The 11682-nt window shown below is 67.4% G+C and carries 16 protein-coding genes and 3 pseudogenes; 4 read left to right on the top strand and 15 right to left on the bottom strand.

Annotated elements, in window-relative coordinates; all coding sequences use genetic code 11:
• The first annotated feature begins 392 nt into the window (after positions 1 to 392).
• A complete protein-coding gene (locus tag ABD223_RS33805) occupies positions 393 to 1994 on the top strand; it encodes a hypothetical protein (RefSeq protein ID WP_344040790.1) in 1602 nt (533 codons plus the stop codon).
• Positions 1995 to 2010: 16 nt separating this feature from the next.
• Here the strand turns inward: ABD223_RS33805 and ABD223_RS33800 are convergent.
• From ABD223_RS33800 to ABD223_RS33785, 4 genes and pseudogenes are all read right to left on the bottom strand, one after another.
• Positions 2011 to 3385 (bottom strand): annotated as a pseudogene (locus ABD223_RS33800) (IS30 family transposase).
• Positions 3382 to 4080, bottom strand: a pseudogene (locus ABD223_RS33795) (IS3 family transposase); the annotation flags it as partial. The pseudogenes ABD223_RS33795 and ABD223_RS33800, both read right to left, overlap by 4 nt.
• A gap of 81 nt (positions 4081 to 4161) precedes the next feature.
• Positions 4162 to 4362 carry a transposase gene (locus ABD223_RS33790; protein ID WP_344040789.1) on the bottom strand — a complete coding sequence of 67 codons (201 nt, stop codon included), beginning with the start codon at positions 4360 to 4362 and terminating at the stop codon, positions 4162 to 4164.
• Between the two features lie 140 nt (positions 4363 to 4502).
• Positions 4503 to 4808: pseudogene (locus tag ABD223_RS33785) on the bottom strand (helix-turn-helix domain-containing protein); the annotation flags it as partial.
• A gap of 60 nt (positions 4809 to 4868) precedes the next feature.
• On the opposite strand from ABD223_RS33785, the gene ABD223_RS33780 reads away from it, so the two are divergent.
• Both ABD223_RS33780 and ABD223_RS33775 read left to right on the top strand, forming a co-directional pair.
• Entirely contained in the window at positions 4869 to 5159 is a 291-nt protein-coding gene (locus ABD223_RS33780) for an integrase core domain-containing protein (RefSeq protein WP_344040788.1), read from the top strand.
• A gap of 383 nt (positions 5160 to 5542) precedes the next feature.
• On the top strand, positions 5543 to 5812 hold the full coding sequence (locus ABD223_RS33775; RefSeq protein WP_344040787.1) for a hypothetical protein: 270 nt from the start codon (positions 5543 to 5545) through the stop codon (positions 5810 to 5812).
• Between the two features lie 26 nt (positions 5813 to 5838).
• Here ABD223_RS33775 and ABD223_RS33770 read toward each other — a convergent pair whose 3' ends face one another.
• The 6 genes from ABD223_RS33770 to ABD223_RS33745 form a co-directional block, all read right to left on the bottom strand.
• Positions 5839 to 6120, bottom strand: a complete 282-nt coding sequence (locus ABD223_RS33770) for a hypothetical protein (RefSeq protein WP_344040786.1) — start codon at positions 6118 to 6120, stop codon at positions 5839 to 5841.
• Between the two features lie 122 nt (positions 6121 to 6242).
• On the bottom strand, positions 6243 to 6518 hold the full coding sequence (locus ABD223_RS33765) for a hypothetical protein (RefSeq protein WP_344040785.1): 276 nt from the start codon (positions 6516 to 6518) through the stop codon (positions 6243 to 6245).
• Positions 6515 to 7141 (bottom strand): phage tail tube protein, encoded by a 627-nt coding sequence (locus ABD223_RS33760; protein WP_465269837.1) that lies wholly within the window; start codon positions 7139 to 7141, stop codon positions 6515 to 6517. Before ABD223_RS33760 ends, ABD223_RS33765 begins: the two co-directional genes overlap by 4 nt.
• 88 nt (positions 7142 to 7229) lie before the next feature.
• Entirely contained in the window at positions 7230 to 7652 is a 423-nt protein-coding gene (locus ABD223_RS33755; RefSeq protein ID WP_344040783.1) for a hypothetical protein, read from the bottom strand.
• Positions 7649 to 8119: a hypothetical protein gene (locus ABD223_RS33750; RefSeq protein ID WP_344040781.1), complete on the bottom strand. Its 471-nt coding sequence runs from the start codon at positions 8117 to 8119 to the stop codon at positions 7649 to 7651. Before ABD223_RS33750 ends, ABD223_RS33755 begins: the two co-directional genes overlap by 4 nt.
• A 309-nt stretch (positions 8120 to 8428) precedes the next feature.
• The gene (locus ABD223_RS33745) at positions 8429 to 8698 is read right to left on the bottom strand and encodes a hypothetical protein (RefSeq protein WP_344040780.1); all 270 of its coding nucleotides are present in this window, start codon (positions 8696 to 8698) and stop codon (positions 8429 to 8431) included.
• Positions 8699 to 8952: 254 nt separating this feature from the next.
• On the opposite strand from ABD223_RS33745, the gene ABD223_RS33740 reads away from it, so the two are divergent.
• Positions 8953 to 9165 carry a hypothetical protein gene (locus ABD223_RS33740; protein WP_344040779.1) on the top strand — a complete coding sequence of 71 codons (213 nt, stop codon included), beginning with the start codon at positions 8953 to 8955 and terminating at the stop codon, positions 9163 to 9165.
• Positions 9166 to 9233: 68 nt separating this feature from the next.
• Here the strand turns inward: ABD223_RS33740 and ABD223_RS33735 are convergent, their stop codons facing one another.
• The 5 genes from ABD223_RS33735 to ABD223_RS33715 form a co-directional block, all read right to left on the bottom strand.
• Positions 9234 to 9413: a hypothetical protein gene (locus tag ABD223_RS33735; RefSeq protein ID WP_344040778.1), complete on the bottom strand. Its 180-nt coding sequence runs from the start codon at positions 9411 to 9413 to the stop codon at positions 9234 to 9236.
• Complete coding sequence (locus ABD223_RS33730; protein WP_344040777.1) at positions 9410 to 9673, bottom strand: SU10 major capsid protein; 264 nt, start codon at positions 9671 to 9673, stop codon at positions 9410 to 9412. The genes ABD223_RS33735 and ABD223_RS33730 overlap by 4 nt, the downstream gene beginning before the upstream one ends.
• 63 nt (positions 9674 to 9736) lie before the next feature.
• Positions 9737 to 10051: an integrase core domain-containing protein gene (locus ABD223_RS33725; RefSeq protein ID WP_344040776.1), complete on the bottom strand. Its 315-nt coding sequence runs from the start codon at positions 10049 to 10051 to the stop codon at positions 9737 to 9739.
• Positions 10032 to 11471: an IS30 family transposase gene (locus tag ABD223_RS33720; RefSeq protein WP_425564063.1), complete on the bottom strand. Its 1440-nt coding sequence runs from the start codon at positions 11469 to 11471 to the stop codon at positions 10032 to 10034. The genes ABD223_RS33725 and ABD223_RS33720 overlap by 20 nt, the downstream gene beginning before the upstream one ends.
• On the bottom strand, positions 11359 to 11682 hold a 324-nt coding region (locus tag ABD223_RS33715; RefSeq protein WP_344040775.1), incomplete at its 5' end, for a DDE-type integrase/transposase/recombinase. The genes ABD223_RS33720 and ABD223_RS33715, both read right to left, overlap by 113 nt.

Below are 11682 nucleotides of genomic sequence, written 5' to 3'. Positions count from 1 at the left end.
ATCGCGGGCGCTGTTGCATGGCATGGGGACGTCGCCGCCGCCAGGATCCTCGCGCGAACCGGCCCATCTCGAGGTTCCGTTCACCCACAAGGAAGCACTGCGCTGCTCGACCGCAAACTCTTCGACACCGTCCACCGCGCTATCACCTGAGACTCGGTTTCCTCTCGTCACCGGCCACCCGACACAGAAGGTGCCGATCTTGAGACAGTACCGAAGGTATCCGCGTTCGGTTGTGCGACCGAACTCCTGTCTCACGCTGGGTGAATTGACGCCCGAACGGATTAATGTTTCCAGTTCAGCGAGCAGTGGACGTGCCGCCATGGTGAGGTAACGAGACTGTGGTGGTGTGGGAAGTTCGTCACGGTGACGGACCTGGAAGCGAGGAGTGTCTCGTGCCGACGCTTGATATTGAGCTACCGAATGGGCGCCGCGAATTTAGGCCCGACTTTCTGGAAACACCCGAGTTGATGAGAAGTAGAGATCCTGACAATCTGAACGTGGAGTTGGTGGGCGGTGTTCAGTTGTCGCGACACCACATCATTGCTTACAACATCCTCAGGGATCGCTGGAACAAGGCCGTAGAGCTTTTTTTCACCAAGGTCGTAAGTATTCCGGACAAATCAGCTGCGGACTTCCTGGCGGCAGTCGCCGCACGGGCTGATTATCTAGGACTCACCCCTCTGGAAGAGGGTTCACCGTCAGTGGCCCAACTAATCGCGGAGATCGCCGGAAAAAGGATCACCCATGGGGTGGACTCGCAGGAGGCAGACGACTATAAACCCGCACGGGACGCGTTTCTAGCACTTCTCACGTGGTGTCCGGCGAACCTGGTTATCGGCCCGCAACCGACCGACGGTGTCGGAATGCCGGGTCGTGTGGACGATCCCCGCGAGCATGTCGAACATTTCCTGCTCGAGTGTGTGAATAGTGGCCCCGCAAAACTTGGCCTGAGAAAGATGGCTCGCGCCGAGCGGACGTACCGGGGGTGGATTTCGGGGAACAAGGATCTGAAAGATTACTTCACTGGATACAAAATCCTTTTCGATTCTGGTGTCACAGTGGCACAGAAGGTTGAAGACAAATACTGGAAGAAGGTCAATTTCGGAGATTTTTACGTCGCAGCGGCTGTGGGATTGGTGGAGAACGGTAAGACGCCCGTCGTCTGGACCAGGAACAAACAACGAGTGGTGTTGCGGCAGGTGAGGGGTCGAGATGCGGCGATGACAAAACGAACTCCCAAACCGACACAACACCCGGCCACTCAACCGGGAATCGTCGATGTGGTACCCAACGACGACCTTCCGATCGAGATCGGCGGCCGCAAGATCGAGTTGGTGCTGGTCGCCACGTGGTCGGACGGATCGGGATGTGCCGAGCACGGGGTATGGGTGGAGCAAGTCACGGTGCAGAACGTCCTGGACTGGGCAGGAAAAGAGTGGCAGGTGACGGTGAACCTTCCCGACCTGGTGCGCGATCTGACGATCAGTGGCGTGTCAATCCACACGATCCGGGGCTCAGGATGGGAGTTCTGGCAGGCCGCGTTCTCCGCGCGGACTCTGATCGACGAGTGGGACGTCGAGATTACACCAAGAGTGGAATGGGTGGCAGGCAATGAGGTCACCGTCGGCGCGTCGATGGCATTCAGCTCGGCCACCGAGACCGATGGGCCGATCTTCTACTTCGACGGGGACTTCAACAAGAGCGGCAAGGACTGGACCCTGGACGCCGAGTTGGTGGTCACCGACCCACTCGGGGTCGAAGACCTTGCCACCCTGGTCGAGTTGTCCACCCAGGACGTGCCGACAGAACTGCGAGCATTGTTCCCTGCCGTGACCGGGGCTCGGCTGCAGTACAACCACACGCCCGAAGGATCGGGACTAGCCCTGAGCCTGTCCACCGAGCACGTCGAGTGTGTCTTGGCCAGCACCGTTGGCGATACCAGCGAAACCACCCGCATGGAATCAATCCCCGACCCCATTGCCGTCACTGACTGAGTACCACAGCCTGGATTCAATCGGTCGTCGCAACACCAGCTTGTTGGAGCGAGGATAGATGATCGTTCAGGGCTTCCGCAGGAGTCCTCCAGCCGAGGGTCTTGCGGGGTCTGCTGTTCAGTGCGGCGGCGACGGCCTCGATCTCGTCGATGTCCCATCGGGAGAGGTCGGTTCCCTTGGGGAAGTACTGGCCGCAGCAGGCCGTTGGTGTTCTCGTTCGTGCCGTGTTGCCACGGGCTGTGCGGGTCGGCGAAGTAGACCGCCAGCCCGGTATCGATCCGCAGCTGCGCGTGCCGGGCCAGTTCCTTGCCGCGGTCCCAGGTCAACGACCGCCGCAACTGGTCGGGCATGGTCGTGAACCTCGCCGCGATGGCGTCCTTCACCGCCAGGGCGCCGCGACCGGCCAACGCGGGACCGTTCTTGACGTGCCGTTCGGTGCCGAAGCCCTCCATGCGGGGCAGGTGCAGCAGCATCGTGAACCGCGTCGTGCGCTCCACCAGCGTGCCGATGGCCGACCGGTCGGCGCCGATGATCAGATCGCCTTCCCAGTGACCCGGCACCGCCCGGTCCTCGACCTCGGCGGGACGCTCGCTGATCATCACCTCCGCGGTGACGTGACCGCCCGCCCGTCGGCGGGCGCGGGCACGCGGCACCCGCAGCGCACGACCGGTCCGTAGGCAGGCGACCAACTCCCGCCGCAGCGCGCCGCGCCCCTGGACGTAGAGGGCCTGGTAGATCGCCTCGTGCGAGATCCGCATGGACTCATCATCGGGGAAGTCCAGCGGCAACCGGCGGCTGATCTGCTCCGGACTCCACGCCGTCACCCATTCGCGGTCCTCCTGCCGCGGTTCGCCGCGGCCGTTCCACTTACGCGCGATCGGCCCGACCTCCACTCCGCCGGGCGTGCCGATCGCGCCGGCGAGCCGGTCCTGGACATACTCGCGGAGTCGATCATCGGCTGCGAGCTTGGCGGCCTTCGGGCGTCGGGCCATCAGTTCGGCCTTCCACTGCGCGATCGAGGCCCGATAGTCCAACCGACCACCGCGGGTGGCGGCGTTGCGGCGCAACTCCCGCGAAATCGTCGACGGTGATCGCCCCAGCCTGCGGGCGATCTCGCGCACGCCAACGTCCGGGACCCTCAGCAGCGCGATCTCCTCGCGCTCGGCGAACGACAGATACCTGCCAGATGGTGGGGCGAGACTGATCGAGGGCACGCCACCACGCTGCCGGAACCACCGCCAGCCCACCGGTCCCGACACGCCGCACGCGACAGCAGCGTCCTCAGTGGACACCCCTTCGGCGATCGCATTCCAGAACGCACGCTCCACATCACGACGAATCGGAGGCCGCCCTGGGGACCTCATCGCCGGACGCCCCGTCACAGTCGTCATCCACCCTGCTGGCCGCCCCATCCGACACCTCCACGATCAAGGTGTTGCGACGACCGATTGAATCCAGGGGTCGACCCGCGGTCGCTGTGGTGGATCAGCTGCCCGTCGCGCACGTCGCGGGACCAGATCGCGTATTCCAGAGCGCCGAGCACGAGGTCGGTGTCGCAGCGGTCGCTGGTCTTCCAGCCCACGATCCGGTTGGAGAACGCGTCGCGCATGGCCGCGAGCCAGAAGGCGCCCTCGCCGGTGCGGATCCGGGTCGCGTCGGCGACCCACAACCGGTCCGGGGCGGGCGCGGTGAAGTCCCGGTTCACCCGATCGGGCGCCGGTGCGGCCTGCGGATCCTGCCTGGTTGACGAGGTCCGCCACTGTTTGCGCAGAAAGGCGCCCTGCAGGCCGGCCTGGCGCATCAGCCGCTCGACCCGCTTGCGCGACACGCGGATGCCCCGACGTCGCAGTACTTGGTGCACCCGCGGGCTGCCGTAGGTGCCGCCGGAGGCGGTGTGGATGTCGACGATCTCCGCGGTGATCGACCGGTCCTCGCGCTCACGGCGGGACGGGGCGGCCTGTCGGGCCACCCAGCCGTAATAGGTGGACGAGGCGATGCCCAGGACCCGGAGGACGAACTCGACCCCGAAACGCCCGCGAAGCTGCTCCACGAGCTTCACGACCGTCGCCGGGTCGGGTCGAGTTCCGCCGCGAAAAACGCGGACGCGGTCTTCAAGATTTTGTTGGCGCGCTTCAGTTCCGCGTTCTCCCGCCGCAACCTGCGCAGCTCATCCGACTCGGAGGTCGTGGACCGGTCGTCCCCGCTCGCCGCGGTCGGCCTCGTCCTGCCGGATCCAGTTCCGCAACGCCTCCGGGTGCACGCCCAGCTGCTCGGCCAGGCGCCGGATCACCGGCTTGGAGTCCGACTCCCGGTACAACCGGACCGCACGTGCCCTCAACTCGTCGGGGTACTTCTTCGGTGGTGCCACGGACGCTCCCTTCAGGCCCTATTGGACCATGCCTGGAAAGACTCCGAGCTACCGGGGGAAGCTCACGATCGTGCTCCTGCAGCACGTCGTGCGCGATCGCCGCAGCTCGGTACATCAGTGCAGAGTTCTGGCACCCCACAGGCGATCTCGTGCACGCCCAGGCCCCGGGCGCGCAACAGCGCGATGTCCTCGCGCTCGACGAACGACAGATAGCGGCCGGAGACCGTCGTGGACAGTCGCGGGTTCACCCCGCCAGCGTGACGGAACCACCGGTAACCGACCGGAGCCGACACGCCGGCCGCCTCCGACGCCTCGTCGGTCAGCACACCGGCGGTGATCGCCGCCCAGAACCTCACGCGATCCTCGCGCCAGGCGACCGTCGGGCGTCCTGGCGACGGTATCCGCCCGCGGTACGCCCGAACCCGTTTCTGCTTCGGCCCAGCCATCGCTCCACCTCTCGATCAGGGGTGTTGCGACGACCAGTTGAATCCAAGCAATACCACGCCGTGCGCTACACCCAGCGCCTGGCCGAGGCCGGCGCGATCGCATCCGTTGGCAGCAAGAGAGATTCCTACGACAACGCCCTCGCGGAAGCCTTCAACTCGATCTTCAAGGCGGAGCTTGTCCGCAACAAGGGGCCCTGGCGCGGCATCGACGACCTCGAAATTGCCGTCACCGAGTACATCGACTGGTACAACCACTGCCGACTACACGGCGAGCTCGGTCTGATCCCGCCCGTCGAACACGAGACCAACCACCACCACACAACCGCACCCGTACCGACACCGAGCGGGTGATCAAACCCTCCACCAAACCCGGTACTTGACAGCGCTGGGCCTGGTTGATCTGCTCGCGGACGTGACGCCCGAGGCCCTGGAGGCTGGGCAGGGTGGTGAGGTAGGCGTGGCCGACGGCGGCCAGTGCGACCACCACCCGACGCACCGGTCACGGCGGCAGTGCTCGGACCACCGAGCAGGTTGGCCCTCGGGTAACGGCGGGTGGTTCGCGCTCTGTGCTGATTCAGGGCACGGTCGGGTGAGCCGCGTTCCCGATGGGCTTTGCCGGTGAGCGTGGCCGCGTGTCGCGTCGGACACTGGCAGCACAGGGTTTCCGCCCCTCGATCCGGGCGAGTGTCAGGTCGTCCGGGTCCAAGACTCCACGATCAAGGACGTGATGACCGATGTTCCGTATCGCCCGCGCGGTCGGCGTGGCCGCCGCCACCTTCGCCGCCGCAGCCCTCCCGCTGTTGGCCGCCGCACCGGCCCAAGCCACTGCGGGAGAGTGCATCGACTATTTGCGCGAGGAGGGCTATGAAGTTGTGAACAACCACGAGGACGCGTGCCAGACCGGCGAGGATGGCTTCTACCGCCCGTGTGTCAACCATCTGACTCATGTCGGGGTTGAGATTGGCCACGCGAGGACGGCGTGTGGGCGCGCGGCACAGGAGTAGCGCGTCGCTTACATCGGCACCGGCCTCTAGCCCTGCCGCATCCACAGCGCGATTTCACGTAGGGACCTGACTTCGGGTTCGTCTCCTTCCTGTCGCGCGTGTGCGGTGGAGGCGGTGGTGGTCACCCCATCGAGTGGACCGGTGACGTCGTTCTCGGACACTCTGCCGCCCAGAGCGGTGGCGATGGTGGCCCACAGCAACGTGACGCGGCGTTCCAATGCGGCCAGGACGATCTGGTCACGGGTCCATCCGGTGTCGGGTCCGGTCGCGCGCCATACGGCGGCATCGGCCGGGAGGTGCGCGACCACGGCGCAGAACCGCCGGAACGACAGCCGCCCCCGGTAGAGGTCCAGCAGGTCCAGGCCCAGCCGGAGGAGGTCGACTTCGAGGGCGTGGGCGGTGGTGTCGTCCGCCAGCAGGCGGGCGACGACTACGGGTTTCCCCGCCCCAGCCCTCGCATGATCGTCTGCGAGAAGTGCTCGGCGTCGGCGGCCGTGGTCGCCAGGCGACGCCAGGTCTTGTACTGCTCGTCACCGAGGATCAGCCGCAGCGACAGCAGGACCTTGCCCTCCTCCTCGGCCTCGATCGCGGCAAGCGGGAACTCCGAGGCGGAGGGCAGGGTGAAGAGTTTGCCGCGCCACATCACCGCGTGCTCGCTGCGCGCGGCCGGGCGGTTGGTAGCCTCACGGCGCTGGGTTTTGCTCACTTGGGGTTCTCCTCGATGGCGAGCGTGCCGCCGTTGGGCGGGGCGGGCAGGACGGCGGGGTCGTCGGTGAGCCACACGGCCAACGTGGTGCCGATGATCGGGGCGAGGGCGGCGAAGGTCAGGCCCCAGCGCGCCTCTTGGGTGCGGGTCCACTGGGCGTCCTGGGTTTCGGAGACCTCGGCGCGCGGGACGTAGAGCCGGTGGTGGTAGATCTCGGTCGCGGAGATCTGGTCGACCCAGTCCACGCACAGGGCGCGCTCGTCGCCCTTGGGGACGCTGCTGATCTCGGCGCGGTACTTCTTCGACCCGGCGGCGGTCTCGGCGAACACCATCCCGCCGAAGTACGCGCCCAGCACGATGCCCTTGGTCTCCTGGAAGACGCTGGAGACGCCGAACTCCTGGCTGGCGTAGATGAACCGCGCCGGGGTGACCTGCTGCCAGTGCGTGGTGCCGGACTTCTCCACCGCACGGCGGATCGTGACGCCGTCCTCGGTTGACAGCCCCAAGCCGCTCCACGCGGCGGGTAGCGCGGTGCCGGGTTCGGGTGGTTCGGGTGTGCCCGGTGGGGCGAGGGACAGTTCCCCGGTGCCGGGGACGCGGACGAGGGTGGGACTCGGGGCCAAGCGGACGACCTCCAGGAGGGCGCGGGAGGGCCGCTCTCCTGGAGGTGGTGCCGGGAGGCGGGCAGCCTCCCGAGGCGGGTACGAGGGTTCAGCGGATGGTGGAGCGGGCGCGCACCGCGACGGCGGCGGTAGCCAACGGACGCTCGGTGTGCGGGTCGAGCCCGCCGAGGGGGCCGGTGACGGGTTCGCCTCCGGTCAGGCCCGATGCGGGCGTCGGCAGGCACAGCAGCGCCAACGCCAGGCCCACGGCGGCCTTGGCCGCGTGCTCGGAGCGGTGCCAGCAGGTCAGCCGGATCACCACGCGCTGAAGTGCGGGCCAGGCCCAGGTGTGGCCGTCCTCTGCGATCAGCAGCCACGGCAGCGACGGTGGGCCGCCGTCCGGGCCGGTGCCCACCTGGGTGGACACCTTGATGCCCGCGAGCACCGGGTCGGGGCGGGCGGCCAACTGCGGACGCAGGGCGCGGACGACCAGTTCGGCCACATCGACCGGCACCGGTAGCGGTCCGATCACGGCTGCCCGTCTGAGTCCAGGCCGTCGACCTCCAGGCCGGTGGCCTCGGCCGCGCGCTTGAGCAGGCCGTAGCGGGCTTCTATGCCGACCCCGGCGGGATGGTGCACCGCGACGGTGACGCCCACCCGGTCGTGGCGGGGATCGTCGAAGACCTCGACCGGCAACGGCTCACCCGAGGTGGCGCGGTGACCGGCGCCGCGCGCCACCGCGCCGACCTGATCGGCCGCGGCCTGCACCGCATCCTGGAAGCCGTCCGAGTTCAGCAGCTCGCGCACACCATCGCGGTCGAGGAGAAAGCCGTGGAATGCGTCCATCGTTGAGCCCTCCACGTGGCGGAGTCGGGTCTCGTAGTGGACGTGGCCGAACCGGGGTTCCCAGCGGTCGGGTTCGCCCTCGACCTCCAACACCCGGCCCTTCCACTCGATGCGCTCGCGCGCGGCCAAGCGCTCGATGCCGAAAGCCGCCACGCCGTGACCACCGGTCGGCGGCCGGGTTCGGCGGGCTCGGTCGAGGTGACCGGCTGGAACAGGCCCCACGTCACGCGACGCGGGGCGTCCGGCTCGTAGCCCAGGTCCGGGGTGGGGTTGTCGTACTCGTCGGTGACCGATGTGGGGGTGACGACGAGGAAGCGGTGAGGTAGCTGAATGGCTGCTCCGATCAGGTGGAATGAGGCTGGATCGCTCAAGTCGGTGCGCACGGCCGCCGATGTGGGAAGGAGAAGCGTCGGACCCGTACAGCGGGCCGGCGCTCTGCCGTCTGTGGCGGCTCGGTCGAGGTCAGGCCGTCCAGATGGAGAACGCGCCGCGCGGTGCGGGAGCGGACGGCCGGAGCAAGTCCAACTCGTCCTCGGCGAGGTAGAGCCCGCCGCCCTCGTGCGCGGCCGTGCGTGAATGGCCGCCCACCGTCTCGGACTTGTTGCCGTCCGGCGGGGACGCCAACGCACGCAGCACCGCCGTGGCGATCACGCCCGGCGCGGTCGCGGGCGGCGGATCGGGCAAATCCGGCACACGGGCGCGGATGATTGCCGAGGCGTCGCCGATCAGCACCGCCGCGCGGGCCTGTTACTCGGCGGTCAACCGCACCTCGGCACGGGCCTGCACGTCGGCCACGGTGCCAAGTGAGGCGGGAGCGGTCACGACGACCACCACCCGACAGCCGCATGGGGGACCACAGTCCACTTTCACCCGATAGTGCTCCGACCAACGGGTAGACCCTGTGCAATTAGGTCGAGCAAGATGGTGCGCACCGCTCCCGACCCGATTACCCGCCAAGGACGGCGGGCCCAACAGAGGAGTACGCGATGAACACTCGTCATCGGATCACCGCGACGTTGACCACGCTTGTCGCCGCCGCCACTTTGTCCCTGGCCACCGCAGGCACCGCTTCTGCGGCAGACAGCCGCGGCCCCGCGGACCTCAGCCTCCTCACAAACTCCTTCGCCGATCTCCAGGCATCCGTCGATGCCATCACCCCCGAGATCACCTCACTCATCACCTCGCTGACGTCGAGCTGACACGGGGCGGGCCTGCCGCACAGCATTGCTCACGGCAGAACCCGACCCACGAGTGACGTCCTGACCGCTCAACCCTGTGCGGGCTCCTCCGGCGGACGACCGCCGGATGCGCGGACGCCCAGCTCGGCGGGGAGCCCGCGCAGGGCCTCGATCGTGGTCTTGTCGGTCACCTCGACCTCACCGTCGACGAACCTCACGCCCAGGTCGTGGATGACGAGCTGCTTGTAGCGAATGCTGGTGAACTTCACGCCCCACCCCCGCCGGTCGGGCCGGTGATCTTGCCGTGGGCCACCTCCGGCCCATACTCCAAGGAGATCTCGCCGTAGATCTGCGCCCGGTCGCTGGAGCCGGTCTTGGCCAGCGGCTCAGAGAACAGGAGCCCCTGTCCGGGCTTCTCCAGCATCACCGGCGCGCACTGGTCGAGGCTGACGACCTGGAGCGTGTCGGGGGGCATGCGCCTGTTGAGCATGATCGACAACCGGCCGAAGTCGGTCTCGATCGTGGTCACCGCGACACCGGCGATGGTGCAGGGTGATCCTCACCCCGTTTGACGGAGTCGGGTTGCCGGAGTTCAGGCTACTGGAGCGATCCTGGCGTGTCGGAGTTCGTACTCGATCGGAGTGAGCATGCCGAGTGCGGTGTGGCGTCGACGGCGGTTGTGGAACATCTCAAGGTACTCGAACAGGGCGTTGGCCAACTCGAGGCGGGTGCGCCATCGTCGACGGTCGAGCAGCTCGGTCCGGACGCGTCCCCAGAACGATTCGATCATGGCATTGTCGTAGCAGTCACCGATCGAACCCGTCGAGGGTAGAAGCCCGGATTCCTTGGCACGCCTGGTGAAAGTCCACGATGTGAACTGCCTGGGTTCAACCGGTCGTTGCAACACCGGGTTGTTGGAGCGAGCGTAGCTGTTGCTCGAAGACCTCGGCTGGAGTCTTCCAGTCGAGGCTCTTTCGGGGTCGGTTGTTGAGCGCGAGAGCGACGGCTTCGAGGTCCTCGGCGGACCAGCGGGAGAGGTCCGTGCCTTTCGGGAAGTACTGGCGCAGCAGCCCGTTGGTGTTCTCGTTCGTCGGCCGCTGCCAGGGCGAATGGGGGTCGGCGAAGAACACCTTCGTACCCGTCTCGAGCGCGAACTGGGCATGTGCGGAGAGTTCTTTGCCGCGGTCCCATGTGAGCGTCTTGCGGAGCTGTTCGGGAAGCGCGGTCATCGACGCGATGAGCGCGGCGTTCATCGCGACGGCGCCATAGCCACCCAACGCGGGACCGTTCTTGACGGGCGGGTTCTCACCCCAACCCTCTAGCCGGGGCAAATGCACCAACAGCGTCGAGCGGCTCTTGCGTTCGACGATCGTGCCGATCGCCGACCGACCGGCGCCAATGATCAGGTCGCCTTCCCAGTGCCCCGGAGCGGCGCGGTCAGCGGCTTCGGCGGGCCGCTCGGAGAACACGACGTCGGCACTGACATGCCCTTGCGGGCGGTTCTGCGCTCGAGCCCGTGGCTGTCGCAGAGCGCGGCCTGTTCGCAGGCAGGTGACGAGCTCGCGTTCGAGTGCGCCACGGCCCTGGATGAACAGCGACTGGTAGATCGCCTCGTGGCTGATGCGCATGGACTCATCATCGGGGAAGTCGAGCTTCAGTCGGTGCGAAATCTGCTCCGGACTCCACGCGGTCGCCCACCGCCGATCCTGCCGATGCGGCTTGTTCAGCCCTTTCCACGCCGGCGGCTCCGGCCCGACGACGACGGTGCCATCCGGCCGGCGGACATTGCCGGCGAGGCGCTCCTGGACGTACTCACGCAACCGGCCATCTGCCGCAAGCCTCACCGTCTTGGGACGCTTCGCCGCCTGCTGAGCCTTCCACTGCGCCACCAGCGCCCGGTACTCCTGCTTACCGCCTCGGGTAGCCGCGTTGCGGCGCAACTCGCGGGAGATCGTCCCGGGGTCACGCCCCATCGCACGCGCGATCTCACGCACGCCGACCTGCTTTGCGCGCAGCAGCGCTATCTCCTCACGCTCCTCGAAAGACAGATAGCGACCGGTAGGCGCGGCAAGCGAGATCGGTGGCATGCCACCAGCGTGGCGAAACCAGCGGATCCCGACCGGCACGGACACGCCCACCGCCACCGCAGCCTCGGCCGAGGTGATACCCGTCGCGATCAGCCGCCAGAACTGCCGCTGCACCGCCCGCGAAGGCTCAGGCCGCCCGGGCGAGCGCATCGCGGGCCGCAGCGCCCGATCCGCGCGCCACTGCCGACGCGCACCCTCCGGCGCATCGCTGGTCTTCTTCCTCCAGTCCGCCGCCGCCATGATCGACCACCTCCGACATCAGAGGGTGTTGCGACGACCAGTTGAATGCACCCTGGACTCCGTGGTCGGAGTGGATCACCGTGTCCGACAGTGGGGACCGGTTCGAGATGGCCGTCCCGAGCGCGTTGGTGGCCGGTGCGGCGGTCTGGCCGGAGTCGATCGACCAGCCGACGACGCGGCGCGAATGGACGTCGAGCACGACCGCGCAGTA

Origin of the sequence: Saccharothrix xinjiangensis (genome assembly GCF_039527585.1) — a bacterium.
Taxonomy (GTDB): Bacteria; Actinomycetota; Actinomycetes; order Mycobacteriales; family Pseudonocardiaceae; genus Actinosynnema; species Actinosynnema xinjiangensis.
Note: the sequence above shows the minus strand (reverse complement) of the source record. Positions and strands in the feature narration are given on the sequence as shown.

What these genes read in the sequence shown, in the direction of transcription:
- ABD223_RS33775 (WP_344040787.1), top strand. Translation starts at nt 5,543, where the DNA reads ATGTTCCGTATCGCCCGCGCGGTCGGCGTGGCCGCCGCCACCTTCGCC.
- ABD223_RS33740 (WP_344040779.1), top strand. Translation starts at nt 8,953, where the DNA reads ATGAACACTCGTCATCGGATCACCGCGACGTTGACCACGCTTGTCGCC.
- ABD223_RS33720 (WP_425564063.1), bottom strand. Translation starts at nt 11,471, where the DNA reads ATGGCGGCGGCGGACTGGAGGAAGAAGACCAGCGATGCGCCGGAGGGT.